Annotated in this window: 21 protein-coding genes and 1 rRNA gene; 2 read left to right on the top strand and 20 right to left on the bottom strand. The window is 71.5% G+C overall.

From position 1 onward, the window contains the following. From I4Q55_RS40790 to argC, 11 genes are all read right to left on the bottom strand, one after another. A 16S ribosomal RNA gene (locus tag I4Q55_RS40790) occupies positions 1-72 on the bottom strand; the annotation flags it as partial. Positions 73-428: 356 nt separating this feature from the next. Continuing rightward, positions 429-1,703: a tyrosine--tRNA ligase gene (gene tyrS / locus I4Q55_RS40785; protein ID WP_206795938.1), complete on the bottom strand. Its 1,275-nt coding sequence runs from the start codon at positions 1,701-1,703 to the stop codon at positions 429-431. Positions 1,704-1,735: 32 nt separating this feature from the next. Next, positions 1,736-2,365, bottom strand: coding sequence for a DNA-3-methyladenine glycosylase (locus I4Q55_RS40780; protein WP_374194532.1), 630 nt, complete (start codon positions 2,363-2,365; stop codon positions 1,736-1,738). Between the two features lie 46 nt (positions 2,366-2,411). Then, positions 2,412-3,827: an argininosuccinate lyase gene (argH, locus tag I4Q55_RS40775; RefSeq protein ID WP_206795936.1), complete on the bottom strand. Its 1,416-nt coding sequence runs from the start codon at positions 3,825-3,827 to the stop codon at positions 2,412-2,414. Further along, positions 3,824-4,150 (bottom strand): argininosuccinate synthase, encoded by a 327-nt coding sequence (locus I4Q55_RS40770; RefSeq protein WP_206795935.1) that lies wholly within the window; start codon positions 4,148-4,150, stop codon positions 3,824-3,826. The genes argH and I4Q55_RS40770 overlap by 4 nt, the downstream gene beginning before the upstream one ends. Next, the gene (locus tag I4Q55_RS40765; RefSeq protein ID WP_206795933.1) at positions 4,147-4,647 is read right to left on the bottom strand and encodes an arginine repressor; all 501 of its coding nucleotides are present in this window, start codon (positions 4,645-4,647) and stop codon (positions 4,147-4,149) included. The genes I4Q55_RS40770 and I4Q55_RS40765 overlap by 4 nt, the downstream gene beginning before the upstream one ends. After that, positions 4,644-5,570 carry an ornithine carbamoyltransferase gene (gene argF, locus I4Q55_RS40760; protein WP_206795932.1) on the bottom strand — a complete coding sequence of 309 codons (927 nt, stop codon included), beginning with the start codon at positions 5,568-5,570 and terminating at the stop codon, positions 4,644-4,646. Before argF ends, I4Q55_RS40765 begins: the two co-directional genes overlap by 4 nt. After that, the gene (locus tag I4Q55_RS40755) at positions 5,570-6,772 is read right to left on the bottom strand and encodes an acetylornithine transaminase (protein WP_206795931.1); all 1,203 of its coding nucleotides are present in this window, start codon (positions 6,770-6,772) and stop codon (positions 5,570-5,572) included. Before I4Q55_RS40755 ends, argF begins: the two co-directional genes overlap by 1 nt. Beyond that, positions 6,769-7,686, bottom strand: coding sequence for an acetylglutamate kinase (gene argB / locus I4Q55_RS40750; protein ID WP_086852561.1), 918 nt, complete (start codon positions 7,684-7,686; stop codon positions 6,769-6,771). Before argB ends, I4Q55_RS40755 begins: the two co-directional genes overlap by 4 nt. After that, entirely contained in the window at positions 7,683-8,843 is a 1,161-nt protein-coding gene (gene argJ / locus I4Q55_RS40745) for a bifunctional glutamate N-acetyltransferase/amino-acid acetyltransferase ArgJ (RefSeq protein WP_206795930.1), read from the bottom strand. The genes argB and argJ overlap by 4 nt, the downstream gene beginning before the upstream one ends. Beyond that, entirely contained in the window at positions 8,840-9,868 is a 1,029-nt protein-coding gene (gene argC / locus I4Q55_RS40740; RefSeq protein ID WP_206795929.1) for an N-acetyl-gamma-glutamyl-phosphate reductase, read from the bottom strand. Before argC ends, argJ begins: the two co-directional genes overlap by 4 nt. A gap of 74 nt (positions 9,869-9,942) precedes the next feature. On the opposite strand from argC, the gene I4Q55_RS40735 reads away from it, so the two are divergent. Continuing rightward, complete coding sequence (locus I4Q55_RS40735) at positions 9,943-10,899, top strand: YafY family protein (protein ID WP_206795928.1); 957 nt, start codon at positions 9,943-9,945, stop codon at positions 10,897-10,899. Between the two features lie 68 nt (positions 10,900-10,967). Here the strand turns inward: I4Q55_RS40735 and I4Q55_RS40730 are convergent, their stop codons facing one another. From I4Q55_RS40730 to I4Q55_RS40720, 3 genes are all read right to left on the bottom strand, one after another. Next, a complete protein-coding gene (locus I4Q55_RS40730) occupies positions 10,968-11,642 on the bottom strand; it encodes a hypothetical protein (RefSeq protein WP_206795927.1) in 675 nt (224 codons plus the stop codon). A 77-nt stretch (positions 11,643-11,719) separates the two neighbouring features. Continuing rightward, positions 11,720-12,217 carry a helix-turn-helix domain containing protein gene (locus tag I4Q55_RS40725; protein WP_206795926.1) on the bottom strand — a complete coding sequence of 166 codons (498 nt, stop codon included), beginning with the start codon at positions 12,215-12,217 and terminating at the stop codon, positions 11,720-11,722. A gap of 203 nt (positions 12,218-12,420) precedes the next feature. Further along, positions 12,421-14,004 carry an alpha/beta hydrolase gene (locus I4Q55_RS40720; RefSeq protein WP_206795925.1) on the bottom strand — a complete coding sequence of 528 codons (1,584 nt, stop codon included), beginning with the start codon at positions 14,002-14,004 and terminating at the stop codon, positions 12,421-12,423. Between the two features lie 193 nt (positions 14,005-14,197). Here I4Q55_RS40720 and I4Q55_RS40715 point away from each other — a divergent pair, with 193 nt between their 5' ends. Continuing rightward, complete coding sequence (locus tag I4Q55_RS40715) at positions 14,198-14,887, top strand: DNA alkylation repair protein (RefSeq protein WP_206795923.1); 690 nt, start codon at positions 14,198-14,200, stop codon at positions 14,885-14,887. Positions 14,888-15,204: 317 nt separating this feature from the next. Here I4Q55_RS40715 and pheT read toward each other — a convergent pair whose 3' ends face one another. From pheT to rpmI, 6 genes are all read right to left on the bottom strand, one after another. After that, complete coding sequence (pheT, locus tag I4Q55_RS40710) at positions 15,205-17,775, bottom strand: phenylalanine--tRNA ligase subunit beta (protein ID WP_206795922.1); 2,571 nt, start codon at positions 17,773-17,775, stop codon at positions 15,205-15,207. Further along, a complete protein-coding gene (gene pheS, locus I4Q55_RS40705; RefSeq protein WP_206795921.1) occupies positions 17,775-18,836 on the bottom strand; it encodes a phenylalanine--tRNA ligase subunit alpha in 1,062 nt (353 codons plus the stop codon). The genes pheT and pheS overlap by 1 nt, the downstream gene beginning before the upstream one ends. Before the next feature lie 133 nt (positions 18,837-18,969). After that, complete coding sequence (locus I4Q55_RS40700) at positions 18,970-19,803, bottom strand: DUF6159 family protein (RefSeq protein ID WP_206795920.1); 834 nt, start codon at positions 19,801-19,803, stop codon at positions 18,970-18,972. Positions 19,804-19,855: 52 nt separating this feature from the next. Then, positions 19,856-20,671 carry an RNA methyltransferase gene (locus tag I4Q55_RS40695; protein ID WP_277992078.1) on the bottom strand — a complete coding sequence of 272 codons (816 nt, stop codon included), beginning with the start codon at positions 20,669-20,671 and terminating at the stop codon, positions 19,856-19,858. Further along, on the bottom strand, positions 20,668-21,045 hold the full coding sequence (rplT, locus tag I4Q55_RS40690; RefSeq protein WP_004559056.1) for a 50S ribosomal protein L20: 378 nt from the start codon (positions 21,043-21,045) through the stop codon (positions 20,668-20,670). The genes I4Q55_RS40695 and rplT overlap by 4 nt, the downstream gene beginning before the upstream one ends. Before the next feature lie 67 nt (positions 21,046-21,112). Continuing rightward, positions 21,113-21,307 carry a 50S ribosomal protein L35 gene (gene rpmI, locus I4Q55_RS40685; RefSeq protein ID WP_206795919.1) on the bottom strand — a complete coding sequence of 65 codons (195 nt, stop codon included), beginning with the start codon at positions 21,305-21,307 and terminating at the stop codon, positions 21,113-21,115. Positions 21,308-21,362 lie beyond the last annotated feature (55 nt).

Below are 21,362 nucleotides of genomic sequence, written 5' to 3'. Positions count from 1 at the left end.
TCAGCGTTCGACTTGCATGTGTTAAGCACGCCGCCAGCGTTCGTCCTGAGCCAGGATCAAACTCTCCAACAATGTCTTCGAATTCAATCGAGGCATTTTACTGCTCTCAAAGGAAACCCCGACGAGGGGGTTTCAAACATAAGCTCTACTGGCTTAGTTCACTAGCACACTGTTGAGTTCTCAAGCAACACACCCCGACCAACCCCAGACCCAAGGCCCAGCGTCACCCGAAGCGGGTTATTCCTAGCAGTTTTTGGTGGGACACCCACTCAATCGCGATCCGCGAGAGCTTGGTTCGTGTCTCCGTGTCGGCCGGGTTTCCCTGGCGACTTGGAGAACTTTACACCCCCTCCGAGGGCCCGAAACAGGGGGGTCCCTTAACTGCGTTCCCGCAGGTCAGAGCCCTGTTTCAGGCCACCGGAGGCCGGTCAGCCGCCGAGCGCGACGCCGGCGACGTTCCGCTTGCCCTTGCGGACCACGAGCCACTTGCCGTGGAGGGCGTCTTCGCGGGACGGCTTCCACTCCTCGTCCGCGATCTTCACGTTGTTGACGTACGCGCCGCCCTCCTTGAGGGTGCGGCGCGCGGCGCCCTTGCTGTCCACCAGTCCGCCGGCGAGCAGCAGGTCGACGATCGTCGGCTCGCCCGCAGGGTCGACCTTGCCGTTCGGCACCTCGGACATCACCGCGTCGAGGGTGCGTTCGTCGAGGTCGCCGAGCTCGCCGCGGCCGAACAGGGCCTGGCTGGCGTTGATGACCTGCCGGGTCTGCTCCTCGCCGTGGACGAGCGTGGTGAACTCCTCCGCCAGCCGCTTCTGCGCAGCCCGCAGGTGGGGCCGCTGTTCGGTGTCCTCGGCCAGCGCGGCGATCTCCTCCTGGTCGAGGAAGGTGAACATCCGCAGGTAGCGGACGACGTCGGCGTCACCCACATTGACGAAGTACTGGTACCAGGCGTACGGCGAGGTCATCTCCGGGTCGAGCCAGAGGTTCCCGCCGCCGGTGGACTTGCCGAACTTCCGGCCCTCGGCGTCGGTGACCAGCGGCGCGGTCAGCGCGTGCACGCCCGCCCCGTCGGTCCGGCGGATCAGGTCGACCCCGCCGACGAGGTTGCCCCACTGGTCGGACCCGCCGACCTGCAGCTTGCAGCCGTACTGGCGGTGCAGCTGCAGGTAGTCCTGCGACTGCAGGAGCAGGTAGCTGAACTCGGTGTACGACATGCCGTCGCCCTCGAGCCGGCGCTTGACCGTCTCCCGGTTGAGCATGACGTTGATCGAGAAGTGCTTCCCGACGTCGCGCAGGAACTCCAGCGTGGTCTGCTGCCCGGTCCAGTTGAGGTTGTTCTCGACGATCGCGCCGGTCGGCGAGTCGTCGAAGTCGACGAACCGCTCGAGCTGGCCGCGGATGCGCCCGGCCCACTCGGCGACGACGTCGAGGGTGTTCAGCGTGCGCTCACCGGTGTCGCGCGGGTCGCCGATCATCCCGGTCGCGCCGCCGGCCAGCACGATCGGCCGGTGTCCCGCGCGCTGGAAGCGCTTGAGCATGAGCAGCGGGACCAGGTTGCCGGCGTGCAGGCTGGGCGCGGTCGGGTCGAAGCCGCAATAGAGCGTCACGGGACCCTGGTCGAGCTCGCGCCGGAGGGCGTCGATGTCGGTGGACTGCGCGATCAGGCCGCGCCAGGACAGCTCGTCGAGGATGTGTTCGCTCACGCCTGTAGATCCTCCCGCACCAGGTCAACCGACTAACTGGCGGGTCGGACCCGCCGCTTTCCGCCGCGGCGGTAGGTGGACACGGCGGGCGAGCCGTCGACCCAGAAGCGCCACGGCGTGTCCATCGCCATCGCGACGCCCACGCGCGGGCCGCTGCGGACCAGCTCGGCATCCACGCGTTCCCCCTCACGCAGCCGGACCGGCGACGCCGGGTCGGTCAGGTCGACGCCGTTCTGCTCGCGGTCGATGCGCAGCACCGAGGTGAGGATGGCCGGGCCCTTCGCCAGTTCCCCGGTCCCCCGCGCGTTCGGGCGCCGCCTGCGGACGACGTCGAGCCCGGTGACGACCTCGCCCGCCCGCAGCAGCACCGCGCCGGCCACGCCGTCGTGCGAGCCGACGATGTTCGCGCAGAAGTGCATTCCGTAGACGAAGTAGACGTACAGGTGCCCCGCCGGCCCCCACATGACGGCGTTGCGCGGGGTCCGGCCGCGGTAGCAGTGCGACGCCGGGTCGTCCTCGCCGCGGTAGGCCTCCACCTCGACCAGCCGGACGCCGACGGTGCCGTCGGGACCGTCGGCTTCCAACACCGAGCCGAGCAGCAGGTGGGCCAGGTCGACCGGGTCGAGGGCCAGCTCCTCACGGGTGAACAGCCGGTCACTCACACGATCTCCCCTCACCCCGATGGCCGCACCGAGCGTAACCAGCGCCTCAGTTGAGCCACTGACGGGCCGCGGTGACGCGCTCCTCGAGCCGGGCACGCTGCTCGGCCACCCGCGCCGGCGCGGTGCCGCCCCGGGCGTCGCGGGAGTTGACCGAGCCTTCGACGGTGAGAACTTCGCGCACCGCGGGCGTCAACGCCGGGTTGATCTTCTCGAACTCCTCGTCGGTCAGCTCGTCGAGGCCGGCGCCGCGGGACTCGGCGACTCGGACGCTCTCGCCCGCCGCTTCGTGCGCGACGCGGAACGGGACGCCCTGGCGCACCAGCCACTCGGCGATGTCGGTGGCCAGGGTGAACCCGGCCGGCGCCAGCTCGGCGAGCCGTTCGGTGTGGAAGGTGAGCGTTTCGAGCATCCCGGCGATCGCCGGGAACAGGAGCTCGAGCTGCTCGACCGAGTCGAACACCGGCTCCTTGTCCTCCTGCAGGTCGCGGTTGTAGGCCAGCGGCTGCGCCTTCAGGGTGGCCAGCAGGCCGGTGAGGTTGCCGATCAGCCGGCCCGCCTTGCCGCGGGTCAGCTCCGCGACGTCCGGGTTCTTCTTCTGCGGCATGATCGAGCTGCCGGTGGCCCAGGCGTCGTCCAGCGTCACGTAGCCGAACTCGGCGGTGTTCCAGATGATCACCTCTTCGGCGATCCGCGACAGGTTCACCGCGAGCATCGCGACGGCGAAGGCGAACTCGGCGACGAAGTCACGCGAAGCGGTGCCGTCGATGGAGTTTTCGACGCTCGTGGCGAAGCCCAGCTCTTCGGCGACGGCCTCGGGGTCGAGCCCCAGCGACGAGCCGGCGAGCGCACCCGAGCCGTACGGCGACTCGGCCGTGCGGGCGTCCCAGTCCTGCAGCCGCGAGACGTCACGCAGCAGCGCCTGGCCGTGGGCCATCAGGTGGTGGGCGAGCAGCACCGGCTGGGCGTGCTGCAGGTGCGTGCGGCCGGGCAGGATCGCGTCCGGGTGCCGCTTGGCCTGCGACACCAGCGCGTCGATGACCTCCAGGGTGCCGGCGACAACCCGGCGGGCGGCGTCGCGCAGCCACATCCGGAACAGCGTGGCCACCTGGTCGTTGCGCGAGCGGCCGGCCCGCAGCTTGCCGCCGAGCTCGGTGCCGGCCCGCTCGAGCAGGCCGCGTTCGAGGGCCGTGTGCACGTCCTCGTCGGCGATCGTCGGGGTGAACTCGCCGGAGGCGACGTCCTGGGCAAGCGCGTCCAGCGCGGCCAGCATGCCGGCGAGCTCGTCTTCGGTGAGCAGGCCCGCCTTGCGCAGCACGCGAGCGTGCGCGCGGGACCCGGCGATGTCGTAGGGCGCCAGGCGCCAGTCGAAGTGCGTCGACGCGCTCAGCGCGGCCATGGCCTCCGCCGGACCGCTGGCGAACCGGCCGCCCCACAGCTGCACCGGCTGCTCGTTCCCGCTCACTGTTCTCGCTTCTCCTCGGTGTTCGTCGAATTCAGGTCTTCGGCTGTCACGTGGCCGTCGTGCAGGACCAGGCGGACTTGGCCCGAAACGGCGGTGTTCAGGGTGGCGCATCCGCGGCCGGCCTGCCGCTCGAGCGCGGCGCACGCTTCGCCGCGGCCGATTCGCTGCGCCTCGCCGCGCGCGCTCAGCATCCGGCGCGCTTCGGCGACGGACACGGTCTCGCCGTCGATCGCCACCGGGATCCCGCGGTCGAAGGTGATCACGACCTCGTCCGGCGCGAGGAACTCGCCCTCGGCCGGGAAGATGTCGCCGATCGCGATCATGGTGATCCTTCGTCCGCCGATCGTTGGGCGAGGGCGGCGAACCGCTCGGCCAGGTCCTTGCCCGTCAGGGGCTCGCGCGCGATCACGGCGACCGTGTCGTCGCCCGCGATCGAGCCGACGACCTCTTCGAGTGCCGCCCGGTCGATCGCACTGGCCAGGAACTGGGCCGCACCCGGCGGCGTCCGCAGCACGGTCAGGTTGGCCGACGAGTCCGCCGAGACCATCAGCTCGGCCAGCAGCCGCGAGAGCCGGGACGTGCCGCCCTGCACCCCGCGGACCGGGCTCCCGTCCTCTGGGATGACGTAGACCGGCGCGCCCGAGTCCGGCCCGCGCAGCTTGACCGCGCCCAGCTCGTCGAGGTCGCGCGACAGCGTCGCCTGGGTGACCTCGATGCCTTCGGCGGCCAGCAGCTTGGCCAGCTCGGTCTGGCTGCGGATGGTCATGGTGGACACCAGCTCGGTGATCCGCGCCTGGCGCCCCACCCGGCTGCCGGTCATCGTCGGCTCTCTTCGAAAAGCCAGACGAGGAGCGCCTTCTGGGCGTGCAGGCGGTTCTCGGCCTCGTCCCAGACCGCGCTGGCCGGGCCGTCGAGCACCTCGTCGGTGATCTCCCAGCCGCGGTGCGCGGGCAGGCAGTGCAGCACGATCGCGTCGTCCGCTGCCTTCTTCAGCAGCTCGGTGTTGACCTGGAGGGCGCGGAACGGCCCCACCCGGTCGAGCCCGTCGTTCTCCTGCCCCATCGACGTCCACGTGTCGGTGACGAGCACGTCCGCGCCGTCGACCGCCGCGTGCGGGTCGGTGAAGACGGTGACGCTGCCGCCGGTCTCGGTCGCGCGCTTCTTGGCGTCCAGCATCACGCCCTGGTCGGGCTGGAAGCCGACCGGCGAGACGACCCGGACGTGCATCCCGGCGGTGACCCCGCCGAGCAGCAGCGAGTGCGCCATGTTGTTGGCGCCGTCGCCGAGGTACACGAGGGTGAGCCCCTCGAGCTTGCCCTTGCGCTCGCGGATCGTCATCAGGTCGGTGAGCACCTGGCACGGGTGGAACTCGTCGGTGAGCGCGTTGACCACCGGGATCGACGCGGCCGAAGCCATCGCTTCGATGCGCTTCTGCGCGAAGGTGCGCCACACGATCCCGTCGACGTACCGCGAGAGGACCCGCGAAGTGTCCTCGATGGTCTCTTCGCGGCCGAGCTGCATCGAACGGCCGTCGACGATCACCGGGTGACCGCCGAGCTGGCTGATGCCGACCTCGAACGAGAAGCGCGTCCGCGTGGAGTTCTTCTCGAAGATCGCCGTGATGGACTTGCCGGCGAGCGTCTTGTTGCCCAGCGGGTCGGCCTTGAGCGCGTCGGCGAGGTCGAGGATGGCCTTCTGCTCGGCCGGACTGACGTCGTCGTCGCGGAGGAAGTGGCGCAGCATCAGTCGGAGTCCTTCGTGGTGGAGTCGAGCACGTTCGGGAGTGCGGCGAGGAAGCCCTCGGCCTGTTCGCCGTCGAGGACGAGCGGGGGCGCGAGCCGGACGGCGTCCGGGGCGACCGGGTTGACGAGATAGCCGGCGTCCTGGGCGGCCTGGGCGAGCGCCGCCGAGACGGGCTGTTTCAGGGCGATGCCGAGCAGCAGCCCGGAGCCGCGCACGCCGGCGACGAGCGGGTGCCCGATCGCCTCGACCCCGGCCGCGATGTCCTTGCCCAGCGAGGCGACCTGGTCGAGGAGGCCGTCGGCGGCGATGGTCTTCAGCACGGCCAAGCCGGCCGCGCAGCAGACCGGGTTGCCGCCGAAGGTGGTGCCGTGCTGGCCGGGCTTGAGCAGGTCGCCCGCCGCGCCGACGCCGATCACCGCGCCGAGCGGGAGGCCGCCGCCGAGGCCCTTGGCGAGGGTGATGACGTCCGGCACGATGCCGGCCTGCTGGTAGCCGAACCAGGTGCCGAGCCTGCCGAGGCCGGTCTGGACCTCGTCGAGCACCAGCAGCGTGCCGGTGGCCTTGGTGATTTCGCGAGCGGCCTGCAGGTAGCCGTCCGGCGCCGGGATGACGCCGGCCTCGCCGAGCACCGGCTCCAGGAAGACGGCCGCGGTTTCGGTGTCGACGGCGGCCTTGAGCGCCTCGACGTCGCCGAACGGCACGTGCTCCACCCCGGGCACCAGTGGCTTGAAGGCGTCGCGCTTGGCGGGCTGGCCGGTGAGCGTCAGCGCGCCCATGGTCCGGCCGTGGAACGCGCCTTCGGCGGCGACCACCTTGGTGCGCCCGGTCAGCCTGCTGATCTTCAGCGCGGCTTCGTTGGCCTCGGCGCCGGAGTTGACGAACAGCACCTTGCCGTGACCGGCGAGGCCGGCGACGTCGAGCAGCGCCTCGGCGAGCTCGACGGCCACCGGGTTGACATACAGGTTCGAGGTGTGGCCGAGCCGCTTGATCTGCTCGGTGACGGCTTCGACGATCGCCGGGTGCGCGTGGCCGAGCGCGTTGACGGCGATGCCGCCGACGAGGTCGACGTACTCCTTGCCGTCGGCGTCCCACACCTTCGTGCCCTCGCCGCGCACCAGCGTCAGCTTGGGTGTGCCGTAGTTGTCCATCAGGGCGGACTGCCAGTGCGCCTGGCCGTCCACATTGGACGTGAGGTCGGTCACGGGAGCTCCGTTTCGGGGAAGACCATGGTGCCGATGCCGCGCGAGGTGAAGACCTCCAGCAGCACCGAGTGGGCGAGGCGGCCGTCGATCACGTGCGCCCGGCGCACGCCGCCGCGGATGGCGCGCACGCACGCCTCCATCTTCGGGATCATGCCGCTGGCCAGGCCGGGCAGCATGGTCTCGAGGCGGTCGACGCGGATGCGGTCGATCAGCGACGACCGGTCGGGCCAGTTCGCGTACAGGCCTTCGACGTCGGTGAGCACGACGAGCTTTTCGGCGCCCAGCGCGGCCGCCAGCGCACCGGCTGCCGTGTCGGCGTTGACGTTGTGCACGACGCCGTCGACGTCCGGCGCGACGGTGGAGACGACCGGGATGCGTCCGGCATTGACGATGTCGAGCACGGCATCCGGGTTGACCTCGGCCACTTCGCCGACGAGCCCGATGTCGACCTGCTCACCGTCCACAGTGGCCTGCTTGCGCTCGGCGGTGAACAGCCGGGCGTCCTCGCCGGAGATGCCGACCGCGTACGGGCCGTGGGCGTTGATCAGCCCGACGAGCTCGCGGCTGACCTGCCCGGTGAGCACCATCCGGACGATGTCCATCGTCTCCGGCGTGGTGACCCGCAGGCCGCCCTTGAACTCGCCTTCGACGCCGAGGCGCTTGAGCATCGCGGTGATCTGCGGACCGCCGCCGTGCACGACGACCGGGCGCAGGCCGGCCAGCCGGAGGAACACCATGTCCTCGGCGAAGGCCGCCTTCAGCTGGTCGTCGATCATCGCGTTGCCGCCGTACTTCACCACCACGGTGGCGCCGTGGAACCGCTGCAGCCAAGGCAGCGCCTCGATGAGCACCCCGGCCTTTTCGGCCGCCGTCGCGAGTCGTTCGTCCGCGGAAATCAGAGCCTCCTGGTTCATGAGGAGTACGCGCTGTTCTCTTCGACGTAACCGTGCGAAAGATCCGTGGTGTAGATGGTGGCCGTGCCGGTGCCGACGCCGAGGTCGACGACGATTTCGATGGCCCGGCCGGTGAGGTCCGCCTCGGACCGGTCGGCGGCGGGCACGCCTTGGGCGAAGAGGGTGACGCCGTTGATCGCGATCGACACGGCCTCCGGATCGATGCGGGCGGGCACCCGGCCGAGCGCCATGGCGATCCGGCCCCAGTTCGGGTCGGAGCCGAACAGCGCCGTCTTGACCAGGTTGTCCTCGGCGATCGTGCGGGCGACGGCGATCGCATCGGCCTCGGTGGCCGCGCCCCGCACGGTGACGTCGACGTCCTTGGTCGCGCCCTCGGAGTCCGCGCGCAGCTGGAGCACCAGGTCGTGGCTCACCGCGGTGAGCAGCTCGGTGAGCTCTGCTTCCGTGGGCTCGACCCCGCTCGCGCCGGAAGCCAGGACCAGGACGGTGTCGTTGGTGGACGTGCCGCCGTCGACGTCGAGCCGGTCGAAGGTGACGTGGGTGGCCGCGCGCAGGGCGCGGTCGAGGGTCTCCTTGGTCACCACGGCGTCGGTGGTCAGCACCGAGAGCATGGTGGCGAGGTTCGGGGCGAGCATGCCCGCGCCCTTGGCGAAGCCGCCGACGCTCCAGCCGCTGTCGTGCTTCGCGAAGGCCTGCTTCGGTTTCGTGTCGGTGGTCATCACGCCCTTGGCGGCGTTGAGGCTCGCTTCGGGGCTCGCGTCGAGCGCCTTGAACGCGGTGTCCACTCCGGACAGGACCGCGTCCATCGGGAGCCGTTCGCCGATCAGGCCGGTGGAGCAGACGGCGACCTCGATCGCGCCCGCCTGCAGGACTTCGGCGACCTTTTCGGCCGTGGCGTGGGTGTCCTGGAAGCCACCGGGCCCGGTGGCCGCATTGGCGCCGCCCGAGTTGAGGACCACGGCCTTCAGGCGCTGCTGCTTGAGCACCTCCTGCGACCACAGCACCGGCGCGGCCTTGATGACGTTGCGGGTGAACACGCCCGCGGCGACGTCGAGCGGGCCGTCGTTGACGACCAGGGTGAGGTCGAGCGCGCCGGAAGCCTTGATCCCGGCGGCGACGCCGGCGGCGCGGAAGCCCTGGGGGCCGGTGACGGTCACGGTGCCACTCCTACGGTGGAAAGGCCGGTGGTCTCGGGGAGGCCGAGGGCCAGGTTCATCGACTGGACGGCACCGCCCGCGGTGCCCTTGGTGAGGTTGTCGATCGCGGCGACGACGACCAGGCGCTTCGCGTCGGCGTCGACCGTGACCTGCAGCTGCGTGTTGTTCGAGCCGAGCGTCGCCGACGTCGTCGGCCAGGCGCCCGCGGGCAGCACCTGGACGAACGGCTCCGCGTCGTAGGCCTTTTCGTAGGCCGCGCGGGCGGCGGCCTCGTCGGCGCCGTCCTTCAGCGGGGCGCTCGCCGTGGTGAGGATGCCGCGGGGCATCGGCGCGAGCACCGGGGTGAAGGACACGGTGACCTTCTCCCCGGCGACGGCCGAGAGGTTCTGCGCGAACTCGGGGGTGTGGCGGTGGGCGCCGCCGACGCCGTACGCGCTCGCCGAGCCCATCACCTCGGAGCCGAGCAGGTTCGGCTTGAGGCTCTTGCCGGCGCCGGAGGTGCCGGTGACCGCGACGATCGTGACGTCGGGCTCGATCAGCCCGGCGGCGAACGCCGGTGCCAGGGCCAGCGAGCCGCCGGTCGGGAAGCAGCCGGGCACGGCGATGCGCTTGGTGCCGGCGAGCCGCTCGCGGGCGCCCGGCAGCTCGGGCAGGCCGTACGGCCACTGGCCCGCGTGGTCGCCGCCGTACCAGCGCTGCCAGTCGCCGGCGTCGGCCAGGCGGTGGTCGGCGCCGAGGTCGACCACCAGGACGTCCGGGCCGAGCTGCGCCGCGATCGCCGCGGAGTGCCCGTGGGGCAGCGCGAGGAAGACGACGTCGTGGCCGGCGAGGCTCTCCGGCGTCGTCTCGGCCAGGACGCGGTCGGCGAGGGGGACGAGGTGGGGTTGGTGGACGCCGAGCTTCGTGCCCGCGCTGCTGGCGGCCGTGAGCGCGCCGATCTCGACCTCGGGATGGGTCAGGAGTAGGCGCAGCAGCTCACCGCCCGCGTACCCGCTGGCCCCGGCCACCGCGATGTTCACCGTCATACGCATGATTATGCACGCCCTTGCAAGTCTAAACAAACCCGGAGTGGCGGCCGCCACCTTGGGATGCTGTGCCCATGACGGACACCCCGGCCCGGTTGCTCGGCCTGCTTTCGCTGCTCCAGACGCCCCGCGAATGGCCGGGCAGCGAACTGGCCGACCGGCTGGGCGTCAGCCCGCGCACCATCCGCCGTGACATCGAGCGGCTCCGCGACCTGGGCTACCCGGTCGAGGCCAGCCGCGGTGTCGCGGGCGGGTACCGGCTGGTCGCCGGCACCGCGATGCCGCCGCTCGTGCTCGACGACGAGGAAGCCGTCGCGATCGCGGTCGGCCTGCGCACCGCGGCGGGCCAGACGATCGACGGCATCGAGGAAGCGTCCGTGCGCGCGCTGGCCAAGCTGGAGCAGGTCCTGCCCGCGCGGTTGCGCCGCCGGGTGGGCACGATCGGCACGGCGACGGTCGCCGTGCCGGCCACCGGGCCCGTCGTCGACCCGGCGCAGCTGACCGTGTTCGCCGGGGCGATCACCAACCACGAGACCGTCCGGTTCCGCTACCGCGCCCACGACGGCGCCGAGACCCGGCGCCGGGCCGAGCCGCTCCGGCTGGTCGCCGCGGGCCGCCGCTGGTACCTGGTGGCCTACGACCTCGACCGGGCGGACTGGCGCGTGTTCCGCGCCGACCGCGTCCGCGAGGCCCAGGCAACCGGCGGCCGCGTGGTGCGGCGCGAGCCGCCGGCCACGGACCTGGCGGCCTACGTCGTGGAGCGGTTCTACGACCTGGCGCCGTCGTACCGGGCGGTGGCGATCCTGGCCGAACCGGCCTCGCAGATAGCCGTCCGCCTCGGCCCGGCGACCGGCGAGCTGACCGACCTCGGCGACGGCCGGTGCCGCTGGCACAGCCACGCGGACACGGTGGAGTGGCTCGCGTTCCGGCTGCTCGGGCTGGGGTGCGCGTTCACGGTCGAAGAACCGCCCGAGCTGATCGAACGCTTGAAGGTGATGGCCGCCCACGCAGCCGCGGCGGCACCGGACTGAGCAGGCTGCCCGGCGCGGGCTTGCCCCGTAGTGCACCACTGCTCTCCTTTCCCGAGTGTGCTTCGTGGTCAGAAGTTCGTCCGTTGCCAGTCGAACTCCAGCCGCCAGCTGTCGTCGCCGGTGGCGAAGCCCGTGAACGCCCGGACGATCCGGGACCGCTCGGCGACTTCGGCGCGGAAATGCCGGTGGGGCAACCCCTCCCGGTGCTCCAGCGCGAACCAGCCACGGCGGGTGGCCGCCCGCTCGCCGAAGCCCACCTGGACGTAGTGGTCGCCGCGATCGAGGACCACGAACCAGTTCCCGGCCGACAACCGCGCCAACGCCGCCTCGATCCGGGCGGCGCCGGGATTCTCGACCCGCGAACCGTCGCAGGCCGACAACACCACGGCCGGTTCACCGCGCAAGGCCGGTGGCGAGTACACCGCGCCGTCCCGCGGGTCGTACAAGACGAACCCGTGACGCTCCGCCAGTTCCCGGACGAACGCGACGACCACGCCGGGCGTGGAACAGCCCATCGACATGAGCACCGCGTCGCCGAGCACAGTCACCTCCGCGGACCACGGACTGTCGGGCAGCGCGGACGGCTCCGGGTAGCGCGCCGTCAGCTCGCGGTGGAACGCGACAGCCCGCGGGCCGGCCGGCAGCGCGCCCGGCTCCAGGGCCGTGAGCGCGAAGTACTTGCGGGTTGCTTCCTCCGCGGTCACGGTCGAGGCTTCCGGCCAGACTGCGAGGTCGAAGCTCATCGGGCACCTCCGTTCGGTGCGGTCGGGAACGACGGCCGGTGGGCCGGTCCACCTGGGGACCGGCCCACCGCCGCCGCTCAGCTCGGCTCACCCCCGTCCAGGTCGGTGCGCCTGCTCGGCGGCACCGGGAGGTAGCAGCCCGGGTTCTCCGGGTCGCAGCCCACGCGCGGCAGACGGGCGCGGATGCCGCCCGGGGTGCGCTCGAAGTACGCCGCGATCTGCGCGACGCTCTCCCCCGCGATCCACCGGCTCTCCAGCTCCGCGTCCATCTCCTCGCTCCACGGGCGGCCCTGCTGGGCAGGACGGTCCGCGGATCTTCGCCGGGGCCCGCGGCCCGCGCCGGTTGCGGACAGCAACTCGTCCGAAACGAGCTCTGCCACCGTGGCCGCCACCGCGACGTCCAGGTCGAGGCTGCCCTCGGCCACCGGTTCGCCGCCGGGCCCGCCCGCTTCCAGGGTGATCATCACCCGGGGCGTGGGTTCGGGGCGGTCGACGTCCGTCCTGGTCGCGACCATGATCTGGTAGGTGTTCTCCTGTGCCCGGACCTCGGTCCGGCGCTGTTCGATGATCGACATGCCATGAAGCTAGCGCGCACCCCCGACAATTTTCGGCCACGCGCTGCTCACGGCCCACTCCGCTCCGAAATTGTCGGACCCCTCGCCTAACGTTCCCCTCGACCACGAACCGTCACGAGGAGGCGACGATGGGACATCGGCGGACAAGACGCTGCCCCGGTCCGGAAGCACCGGACCGGGGCAGCGGGATGCGGCGGTTTCGCTCAGAAGTGCAGCAGCTGGGCCGGCGTGCTCTGCTTCTCCTGGGCGGCCTTCGCGGAGTTGTCCGACTTCTGCGCCGCGGCGCCGTCGGGCACCGGCGGCGGCACCGGGCTGCACTGGGCGTCCGAGTGGTTGCCGGGCCGGCGCTTCGGCAGCGTGCCGGTGGCCAGGTAGTCGGCGATCTTGTCGTCCACACAGGACACCCCGGACAGCGAACCGGCGTGCGTGGTCCCGCCCGGCGCGCTGATCAGGCTCGAGTCCGGGAACCGCTTCCGCACCTCGAGGCTGCCGGCGTACGGCGTCGCGGCGTCGAGCTCTTCGCTGATGAGCAGGGCGCCGGCCACCTTGCTGCCGTCGATGTTCACCGGCTTGCCCGCCTTCGCCGGCCAGTACACGCAAGGCGCGTTGAACCAGGCGTTGCCCCAGGTCTCGAACGGGGCCTTGAAGTACGTCAGCCAGTTGTCGATCCGCCACCGGTTCCAGTCGGTCGGCCACTGCACGTCGGTGCACTGCACGCCCAGGTAGACGGCGAACCCGTTGTCGTCACCCGGAGGGTTCGACTTGTCGTAGAGCTCCTTGAGCGTCTGCCAGTCACCGTTGTGCACGTAGCCGTCGAAGGCCTTGGCGATGTCGACCCAGCCGAAGACGTAGTAACCGGCCTGCAGGAAGATGTCGGTCCACTCGTCACCGCCGATGACGCCGCCAGCCGGCTCCTTGGCGAGCTTGCGCTGCGTGGCGTACCACAGCTTCTCGACGGCGTCGCCGGTCTTGCCCAGGTGGTAGACGTCGTCGTACTTCGCGAGCCAGTCGAAGTAGATCTTGATGTTCTTGTCGAACGCGACGTCTTGGTCGAGGTTGGCCTGGTACCAGACCTTCCGCGGGTCGACGTTGCCGTCGAGCACCATCCGGCGGACGTTCTTCGGGTACAGCGTGCTGTACACCTGGCCGAGGTAGGTGCCGTAGGAGAAGCCGTAGTAGTTGATCTGCTTCTCGCCGAGGGCCTTGCGCAGGCTGTCCATGTCCTGCGCGACATCGGTCGTCTTGAGGTGGTTCAGGATCTCGCCGTTCTTGCGGCACGCGTCGGCGTACCCCTTCGAGCGAGCGAGCCAGGTCTTCTCCAGCTGCGGCGTGGTCGGCACGTAGGCGGGCCGGTTGTAGCCGAAGTAGTTCCCGTCGCAGCTGATCGCGGGCTTGCTGGACCCGACGCCACGCGGGTCGAAGCCGATCCAGTCGTAGTCGTCCCCGGCGTGGTCCGGCACGTACTTGCCGAGCACCGGAAGGCCGAGCCCGGAACCACCCGGGCCGCCCGGGTTCACCAGCATGATGCCCTGGGACCGGGCGGTCTTGTGCTTGATCCGAGAGACCGCGATCGAGACCTTCGTCCCGCCCGGCTTCGCATAGTCCATCGGCACCTCGAGGAAGCCGCATTCGGCACCGTTGGACTTGAGGCTCGCCGACGCGCAGGGGCCCCAGGCGATCGGCGCCGGGCTGAACTGCACCCCGGATTCCGCCGAGGCGGCGGGCGCGGCGGCCATCAGCCCGGCCGCGAGCCCCGCGGCGGCAATGGCGGCAACGGTTCTTTTCACAGTCGTCCTTTTCTTCTGCATTCGACAACGTTCGCCGGATTCCGGCGAAGCTACCGGCAATCGTGGACAATCTCGCCGACCGGCGCGACTTTCGCCATTCGCCTTTCGCCGGTACCTGCGTTGCCCGCGCGGTCGTGGAACTGTCGGTGGCCGGCAGTACCCTGCGGATCGCCGGTGTGCGACGGGAGGACGGATGAGCGCGGAAGAAAACCTGGTCAAGGCCATCCGCACCGGGCTGGCCGAGCTGGCCGACCCGGTGAAGGCGCCGGCGATGCGGGCGTACATGAAGTCGGCCATGCCCTTCCACGGCGTGGCGAAGCCCGAGCGCAGCGCGCTCCTCAAGCGGGTGCTGGCCGACCATATATTGCCCGATCGGGTGACATTTTCGGCGACGGTGCTGACGCTTTGGCGAACTGCCGAATTCCGCGAGGAGCGGTACGCGGCCATCGATCTTTCCGGGTACCGGGCCTACCGGCGGTGGCAGGATCCGGACCTGGTCCCGGTGTACGAGGAAATGATCGTCAGCGGGGCGTGGTGGGACCTGGTGGACGAGCTCGCCATCCAGCGGATCGGCCCGATCCTCCGGGCATCTCGCACCCGGATGACACCGACGATGCTGGCCTGGGCAGGCGACGGCGACCTCTGGCGCCGGCGCACGGCGATCATCTGCCAGGTGGGCGCCAAGGAGGAGACCGACACGGACCTGCTCACCCGCGCGATCGAGCCGGCGATCGCCGAGCCGGAGTTCTTCCTGCGCAAGGCAATCGGCTGGGCCCTGCGGGACTACGCCAAGACCGCGCCGGACTGGGTGCGGCGTTTCGTGGACGATCACCCGGGGTTGTCCGGGCTGTCCCGGCGGGAGGCGCTCAAGCACATCGGCTGAGGTACTGCGGCGGCTGGGGCGCGGCTAGTGGGCCGGTCGGTGTGCCCGATGGGTCGGCTCGCCGCCTTGGAGGGTCGACTGGCGTACCTGGCGGGTCGGCCTGCGTACCCGGACGGTCGGATTGCCGACCGGGAGGGTCGGCTCGCGTGGCTGGGAGGTCGACTCGCGTGATCAGGCGGACGACACGCGTGACTGGAGGGACGACACGGCGGGCCGGGTGGGGCCGGAACGCGGGCCGGTGTGGGGGTCAGATGTGGGCCGGCCCCTCCTGCTCTGGTGAGCGGGAGAGGCCGGGTGAGCGTCGGGCCGGGTGGCCGTCAGGCGCGGAGCGTTGCGTTGAAGCGCTCGCCCGCCGCTGCCACTGCCGCGTCGCGGGCCTTGGTGGCCTCGTCGACCGTCAGCGTGCGGTCCGGTGCGCGGAACCGCAGCTTGTACGCCAGCGATCGCTTGCCCTCGCCGACCTGCTCGCCCGCGTACACGTCGAACAGCGTGATGTCCTCGAGGAGCTCGCCCGCGCCCTCGCGCAGCACCGACGCGAGGTCGGCCGACGGCACGTCCGCCTTCGCCACCAGGGCGACGTCCAGGAGCACCGGCGGGTAGCCCGAGACGCTCGGTGCCGGGCGCGAGTCCGGGAGCGGGATCGCGTCCAGGTCGAGCTCCATCGCCACCGTGCGCGGTGGCAGGCCGAGGGCCTCGACCACCTTGGGGTGCAGCTCACCGGCGTGGCCGACCGGCCAGTCGCCGACCCGCAGCTGGGCGCAGCGGCCCGGGTGCCACGGCGGGAGGTCCGCCGCCTGCACCGTCAGCTCGACCCCGGCCGCCTCCGCGACCGTGCGGGCCGCCTGGACCGCGTCGGCCCAGTTCGCCGGCTCGCCGGCGCCCCACCAGCCCGCTCGACGCCGGTTTCCGGCGAGGACGACGGCGACGTGCAGCGGCTGCTGCGGCACGGCCGCCTCGAGCAGCGCCAGCTCCTCGTCGGTCGGCCGCCGGTCCACGCCGAGGTCCGGGATCTTCAGCGGGTTCGGCGCCGGGAGCACCACCTGGCCGATGTGGTACAGCGAGACGTCCTTCAATCCGCGGGACACGTTGCGCTGCATGGTGTCCAGCAGGCCCGGCAGCAACGTCGTCGCCAGGCGGTTGCGGTCGGCCTCCAGCGGGTTGCGGACCACGACCGTGTTGCGGCGGACGTCGTCGGCCGGCAAGCCGAAGGCGTCCCACACCGCGTCGCTCACGAACGGGAACGGGCGCACCTCGACGTAACCCGCCTCGGCCAGTGCCCGGGACACGCCCCGGACGCGCCGCTGGGCGTCGGTCAGGCCGCGGCCGGCCGGGGCGGCGGGCAGCGTCGACGGGATGCTGTCGTAGCCCTCCAGCCGCAGCACCTCCTCGACGAGGTCGGCCGGCTGGCGCAGGTCGCCGCGCCAGCTCGGGGGGATCGCCGTGACCAGGCCCGTGCCGTCGTCGCCCGTGCCGACCGAGACCTTGCAGCCGATCTGGGTGAGCCTGCGGACCGTGACACCGCGCTGGTAGTTCACGCCCGCGACCTTGTCGGGCAGGTTGATCGGCATCACGACCGGCGGGTTCGGCTCGATCGTGCCCTCGTCGGTGCGGCCGGGCTGGATCGCCGCGTCGCCGTACTGGCGCAGCAGGCGGGCGGCCAGCTCGACGGCCGCCGCGCACAGCTGCGGGTCGGTGAACCGCTCGAACCGCTTGGCCGCCTCGGAGAACAGCTTGTGCCGCCGGGCCGTGCGGCTGATCGCCGCCGGGTTCCAGTGCGCCGCCTCGAGCAGGACGTCGGTGCTCTCCGTGGTGATCTCGGTGCTCGCGCCCCCCATCGTGCCCGCCAGCGAGATGACCCCGCTGTCGTCGGCGATCACGATGTCGTCCGGGTCGAGCGCGCGCTCGACGTCGTCCAGGGTGGTCAGCTTCTCGCCCGGCTTCGCGCGGCGCACCACCAGGTCGCCCTGGATGGCCTTGGTCGCGAACGCGTGCAGCGGGTGCCCCAGCTCGAGCATCACGTAGTTGGTGACGTCGACGGCCAGCGAGATGGACCGGATGCCGGCCAGCATCAGCCGCCGCCGCATCCGCCAGGGGGTCGGCGCGGTCGCGTCCAGGCCGGTGACCCGGCGCAGCACGAACCGAGGGCAGCCTTCCGGGTCCTCGACGCGGACCGGCCAGGCGTCGCCCTCGGCCGCCGGGACCTCCAGCAGCGCCGGATCGCCGAAGGGGACGTCGAGCGCGTTCGACAGCTCGCGCGCGAGCCCGCGGATCGACAGCGCGTAGCCGCGGTCCGGGGTCGGGGCCAGCTCGATCACCGAGTCGTTCAGGCCGAGCAGCTCGCTCGCGTCGTCGCCCGGGCTCGCGGTGCCCGGCGGCAGCACGAGGATGCCGGTGTGGTCGTCGCCGAGGCCGAGCTCGCGCGCCGAGCAGATCATGCCGTCGCTGATCCGGCCGTAGGTCTTGCGGGCGGCGATCTCGAAGTCGCCGGGCAGGACGGCGCCGGGCAGCGCCACGACGACCAGGTCGCCCTCGACGAAGTTGCGCGCGCCGCAGATGATGCCGCGGGTCTTGATGCCGTGCGGACCCTCGTCGAGCTCGCCGGCTTCGTCGTCGTCCTCGTCGTCTTCGTCGCTGAGCTCGTCGAGCTCCGCGGCTTCGTCGGCGGGCTCGCCGACGTCGACGCGGCAGAAGCGCACCGGCTTCTTGAACTCGGTGAGCTCCTCGATCTCGGCGACCCGGCCGACGACCAGCGGGCCGGTCACGGGACCGAGCTCGTGCAGGTCGTCGACCTCGATGCCGATCCGGACGAACGCGTCGGCCAGGTCCTGCGGCGTGACCTCCTCAGCGAGATCGAGGTGTTCGGTCAGCCAGCTGACTGGGACTCGCACTACGCCTCCGTTCCGAAGGGAAGGGTGAAGCGGACGTCGCCCTCCACCATGTCGCGCATGTCCGGGATCCCGTTGCGGAACTGCAGGGTGCGCTCGATGCCCATGCCGAAGGCGAAGCCCGAGTACACCTCGGGGTCGACGCCGCAGGCGCGCAGCACGTTCGGGTTGACCATGCCGCAGCCACCCCACTCGACCCAGCCGGGGCCGCCCTTCTTCTCCTCGAACCAGACGTCCACCTCCGCGGACGGCTCGGTGAACGGGAAGAAGTGCGGGCGCAGCCGCGTCTTGGAGCTCTCGCCGAACATCGCGCGGGCGAAGGCGTCCAGCGTGCCCTTCAGGTGGGCCATGGTGATGCCCTTGTCGACCGCGAGGCCCTCGACCTGGGTGAACACCGGGGTGTGCGTGGAGTCGAGCTCGTCGGTGCGGTACGTCCGGCCGGGGCACACGACGTACACCGGCAGGTCGCGGTGCAGCAGCGTGCGCGCCTGGACCGGCGAGGTGTGCGTGCGCAGCACCAGGCCGGAGTCCTCTTCGCCGACGTAGAAAGTGTCCTGCAGCTGCCGGGCCGGGTGGTCCTTGCCGAAGTTCAGCGCGTCGAAGTTGAACCACTCGGCTTCGAGCTCGGGGCCCTCGGCGATCTCATACCCCATCGCGACGAAGGCGTCCGCGACGCGTTCGGAGATGGTGCTGATCGGGTGCCGGGCGCCGCGCGGGACGCGGTCCCACGGCAGGGTGACGTCGACGGCCTCTTCGCGGAGGACGCGCTCGTCGCGCTCCGCCTGGAGCTGGGCGCGGCGGGCGTCGAACGCCGCCTGGACGGCCTGGCGGGCCTCGTTGACGCGCTTGCCCGCCTCGGCCTTCTCCTGCTTGGGCAGGGCGCCGATCTCGCGGCGGGCCAGCATCAGCGGCGCGTGGTCGCCGAGGTGGGCCGGCTTGACCTCGGCCAGCCCTTCGAGCCCGGTCGCGGCGGCGAACGCCGCTTCGGCGGCCTTGACCGCCTCCTGCAGCGTCTCGGGGGCGAGTACCGCGCCCTGTGCTTCCTTCTCCGTGGCTCCGGACATAACTCCTCGGCGTCCGTTGGGACTGGTCGTTCGCGCGCCGCCGCACACGGCTCGCGAGAGGTCAAAGGCGGGAAAAGTCTATGGGATCGGCTCCGCGCGCCCCCGGTCGCCCCGGGGCCGCGCGGACGCACCGTCAGCGCCGCCGGAACGCCTCGGCGAAGTCGACCGACGCGAACTCGCCGGGCACGACACCTTCGGCCGCGTAGCGGTACAGCGCCGTCTGGTAGATGCCGGACAACGTGGTGACGAAGACCGCCACCAGCAGGGTCCAGACGATCGCCAGCCCGACCGCGACGAACACCGTGGCCGTGCCGCCGAGCAGGAACCCGCCGCCGAGGAGCACGACGTACCCGGCCAGGGTGAGCAGGAACCCGACGAGGCCGAGGCCGGCGGTGCCGGCGACGTTCTCGCCCCAGGCGCGGCGGAACAGCTCGACCGAGCGCTTGACGCCGCCGCGGACCCCGGTGCCTTCGAGCATGACCACCGGCAGCACGAGGAACGTCGTGAGCCGCCAGGCCAGGCCGACCAGGCCGCTGATGATGCTGCCGAGGAAGCCGAGCCGCTCTTCGATCGTGCGCAGCACCACGCTGACCGTCGCGGTCACGCCGGCCCAGCCGAGCAGCGCCGGCCAGCGGCGAGCGGCGGCGGCGAGGCCGGCGCCGACGCCCGGCAGGCCGCCGTCGCCGCGCAGCGCGATGTCCGCCTGGGAGACCAGCGCGGCGTTGAAGAAGATCGTGACGAACGCCGAGGCGAGGTAGAACGCCGCGAGCAGCACGTACGTACCGGCGGTCGGCCGGAAGTTGTCGGCATCGAGGTGGGCGGTGAAGAACGCGGGTGTCAGGAACACCGCGGCGACCAGGAGCCCGGCGACCCCGGCGAGCACCGGGAACCACGCCAGGCCCTTGTGGGCGCGCAGCACCTTCAACGAAGCGGAGAACAACGCGAACGAACGAGCAAGCCTGCCCATGGAACTCCCCCAATACCGGCCACAATGGATACTGGGGCAGCCTACTCGCAGGTCAGCGGCGTGCCGCCATCGCGCTCGTGTAGACGCAGACGGCCGCGGCGGTGGCCAGGTTGAGGCTCTCGGCGCGGCCGTACAGGGGGATCCGGACGGCGAGATCGGTGCGGTCGAGGACGTCGGCGGGCAGGCCGTGGGCCTCGTTGCCGAACACCCACGCCGTCGGCGCGGCGAGATCCACCCGATCGAGTTCGGCGTCGGCGTAGCCGTGAGCGGCGAACGTCCGCAGACCCGCGGCCGAGCAGGCGGCCAGCGCGGCGGGGACGTCGCGGACGCGCGCGATCGGCAGGTGGAACAGACTGCCGGCGGCCGCGCGGACGCACTTGCCGTTGTGGGGGTCGACGGTGTCGCCCGCCAGGACGACCGCGTCGGCGCCGGCCGCGTCGGCGACGCGGATGACCGTGCCCGCGTTGCCGGGGTCGGCGACGTCCACGAGCACGACCACGAGCCGCGCGGCCGGGGTCACGGCCTCGTCGAGGGGCCGGTCCAGCAGCGCGCAGACGGCCACGATGCCCTGGGGTGTCACGGTTTCCGACAGCCCGTCGGCGGCGCGGTCGGTGATCGGCGAGACGCCGACGCCGGCCGCGCGGGCCGCGTCCACCAGGTCCGCGTGCTGCTCCGCCGCACGGGAGGTGACGAACAGCTCGTGCACCGTGCCGTGCTCGAGCGCCGCTTCGACGGCGTTGGCGCCTTCGGCCAGGAACCGGCCGGTCTTGTCGCGTTCCGCGCGCCGCGTCAGCTTGCGCGCAGCAACGACCCGGGGGGTCCGCTCGGTGAACGGTTCCGCCCCGGGTCGTTGAAAGCTGCCGGTCAGGCCGACTTCGCTTCGCCGGTGTTGACGTTGGCCTTGGCGAGCTCGGCCAGCGCGGTGAAGGCGGCGGCGTCGTTGACGGCGAGGTCCGCGAGGATCTTGCGGTCGACCTCGACACCCGCGGCCTTGATGCCCTGGATGAACCGGTTGTAGGTCACGCCGTTGGCGCGGGCGGCCGCGTTGATGCGGGTGATCCACAGCTGACGGAAGTCACCCTTGCGGGCACGGCGGTCCCGGTAGGCGTAGTTCAGCGAGTGAAGCGTCTGCTCCTTGGCCTTGCGGTACAGCCGCGAACGCTGGCCGCGGTAGCCGCTGGCCAGTTCGAGAGTTGCGCGACGCTTCTTCTGGGCGTTGACCGCCCGCTTGACGCGTGCCACGGGTCCATCCTGTCGATCTCAGGGGGCGAGGGGGACGCCCCGGGTGGTTACTGCAAAGTTCTGCGGGTCAGCGGCCGAGGAGGCGGTTCATCCGGCCGGCCTCGGTCTTCGCGACCTCGCCGGTGCCCTCGAGGCGGCGAGCCACGCGGCTGGACTTCTTCTCCATCAGGTGGCGGCGGCCGGCCTTCTCGCGACGCAGCTTGCCCGTGCCCGTGATGCGGATCCGCTTGGACGCCCCGCTGTGGGTCTTCATCTTCGGCATTTCTGTCCTCTTTCGTGCGGCGGCTCACCGGAGAACCGGTGAGCCGCTGACTCGT

This window comes from Amycolatopsis sp. MtRt-6, assembly GCF_017308975.1.
GTDB lineage: Bacteria > Actinomycetota > Actinomycetes > Mycobacteriales > Pseudonocardiaceae > Amycolatopsis.
Note: the sequence above shows the minus strand (reverse complement) of the source record. Positions and strands in the feature narration are given on the sequence as shown.

What these genes read in the sequence shown, in the direction of transcription:
- I4Q55_RS40770 (WP_206795935.1), bottom strand. Translation starts at nt 4,150, where the DNA reads ATGATCGCGATCGGCGACATCTTCCCGGCCGAGGGCGAGTTCCTCGCG.
- I4Q55_RS40765 (WP_206795933.1), bottom strand. Translation starts at nt 4,647, where the DNA reads ATGACCGGCAGCCGGGTGGGGCGCCAGGCGCGGATCACCGAGCTGGTG.
- argF (WP_206795932.1), bottom strand. Translation starts at nt 5,570, where the DNA reads ATGCTGCGCCACTTCCTCCGCGACGACGACGTCAGTCCGGCCGAGCAG.
- argB (WP_086852561.1), bottom strand. Translation starts at nt 7,686, where the DNA reads ATGAACCAGGAGGCTCTGATTTCCGCGGACGAACGACTCGCGACGGCG.
- argC (WP_206795929.1), bottom strand. Translation starts at nt 9,868, where the DNA reads ATGACGGTGAACATCGCGGTGGCCGGGGCCAGCGGGTACGCGGGCGGT.
- I4Q55_RS40735 (WP_206795928.1), top strand. Translation starts at nt 9,943, where the DNA reads ATGACGGACACCCCGGCCCGGTTGCTCGGCCTGCTTTCGCTGCTCCAG.
- I4Q55_RS40730 (WP_206795927.1), bottom strand. Translation starts at nt 11,642, where the DNA reads ATGAGCTTCGACCTCGCAGTCTGGCCGGAAGCCTCGACCGTGACCGCG.
- I4Q55_RS40725 (WP_206795926.1), bottom strand. Translation starts at nt 12,217, where the DNA reads ATGTCGATCATCGAACAGCGCCGGACCGAGGTCCGGGCACAGGAGAAC.
- I4Q55_RS40715 (WP_206795923.1), top strand. Translation starts at nt 14,198, where the DNA reads ATGAGCGCGGAAGAAAACCTGGTCAAGGCCATCCGCACCGGGCTGGCC.
- pheS (WP_206795921.1), bottom strand. Translation starts at nt 18,836, where the DNA reads ATGTCCGGAGCCACGGAGAAGGAAGCACAGGGCGCGGTACTCGCCCCC.
- I4Q55_RS40700 (WP_206795920.1), bottom strand. Translation starts at nt 19,803, where the DNA reads ATGGGCAGGCTTGCTCGTTCGTTCGCGTTGTTCTCCGCTTCGTTGAAG.
- rpmI (WP_206795919.1), bottom strand. Translation starts at nt 21,307, where the DNA reads ATGCCGAAGATGAAGACCCACAGCGGGGCGTCCAAGCGGATCCGCATC.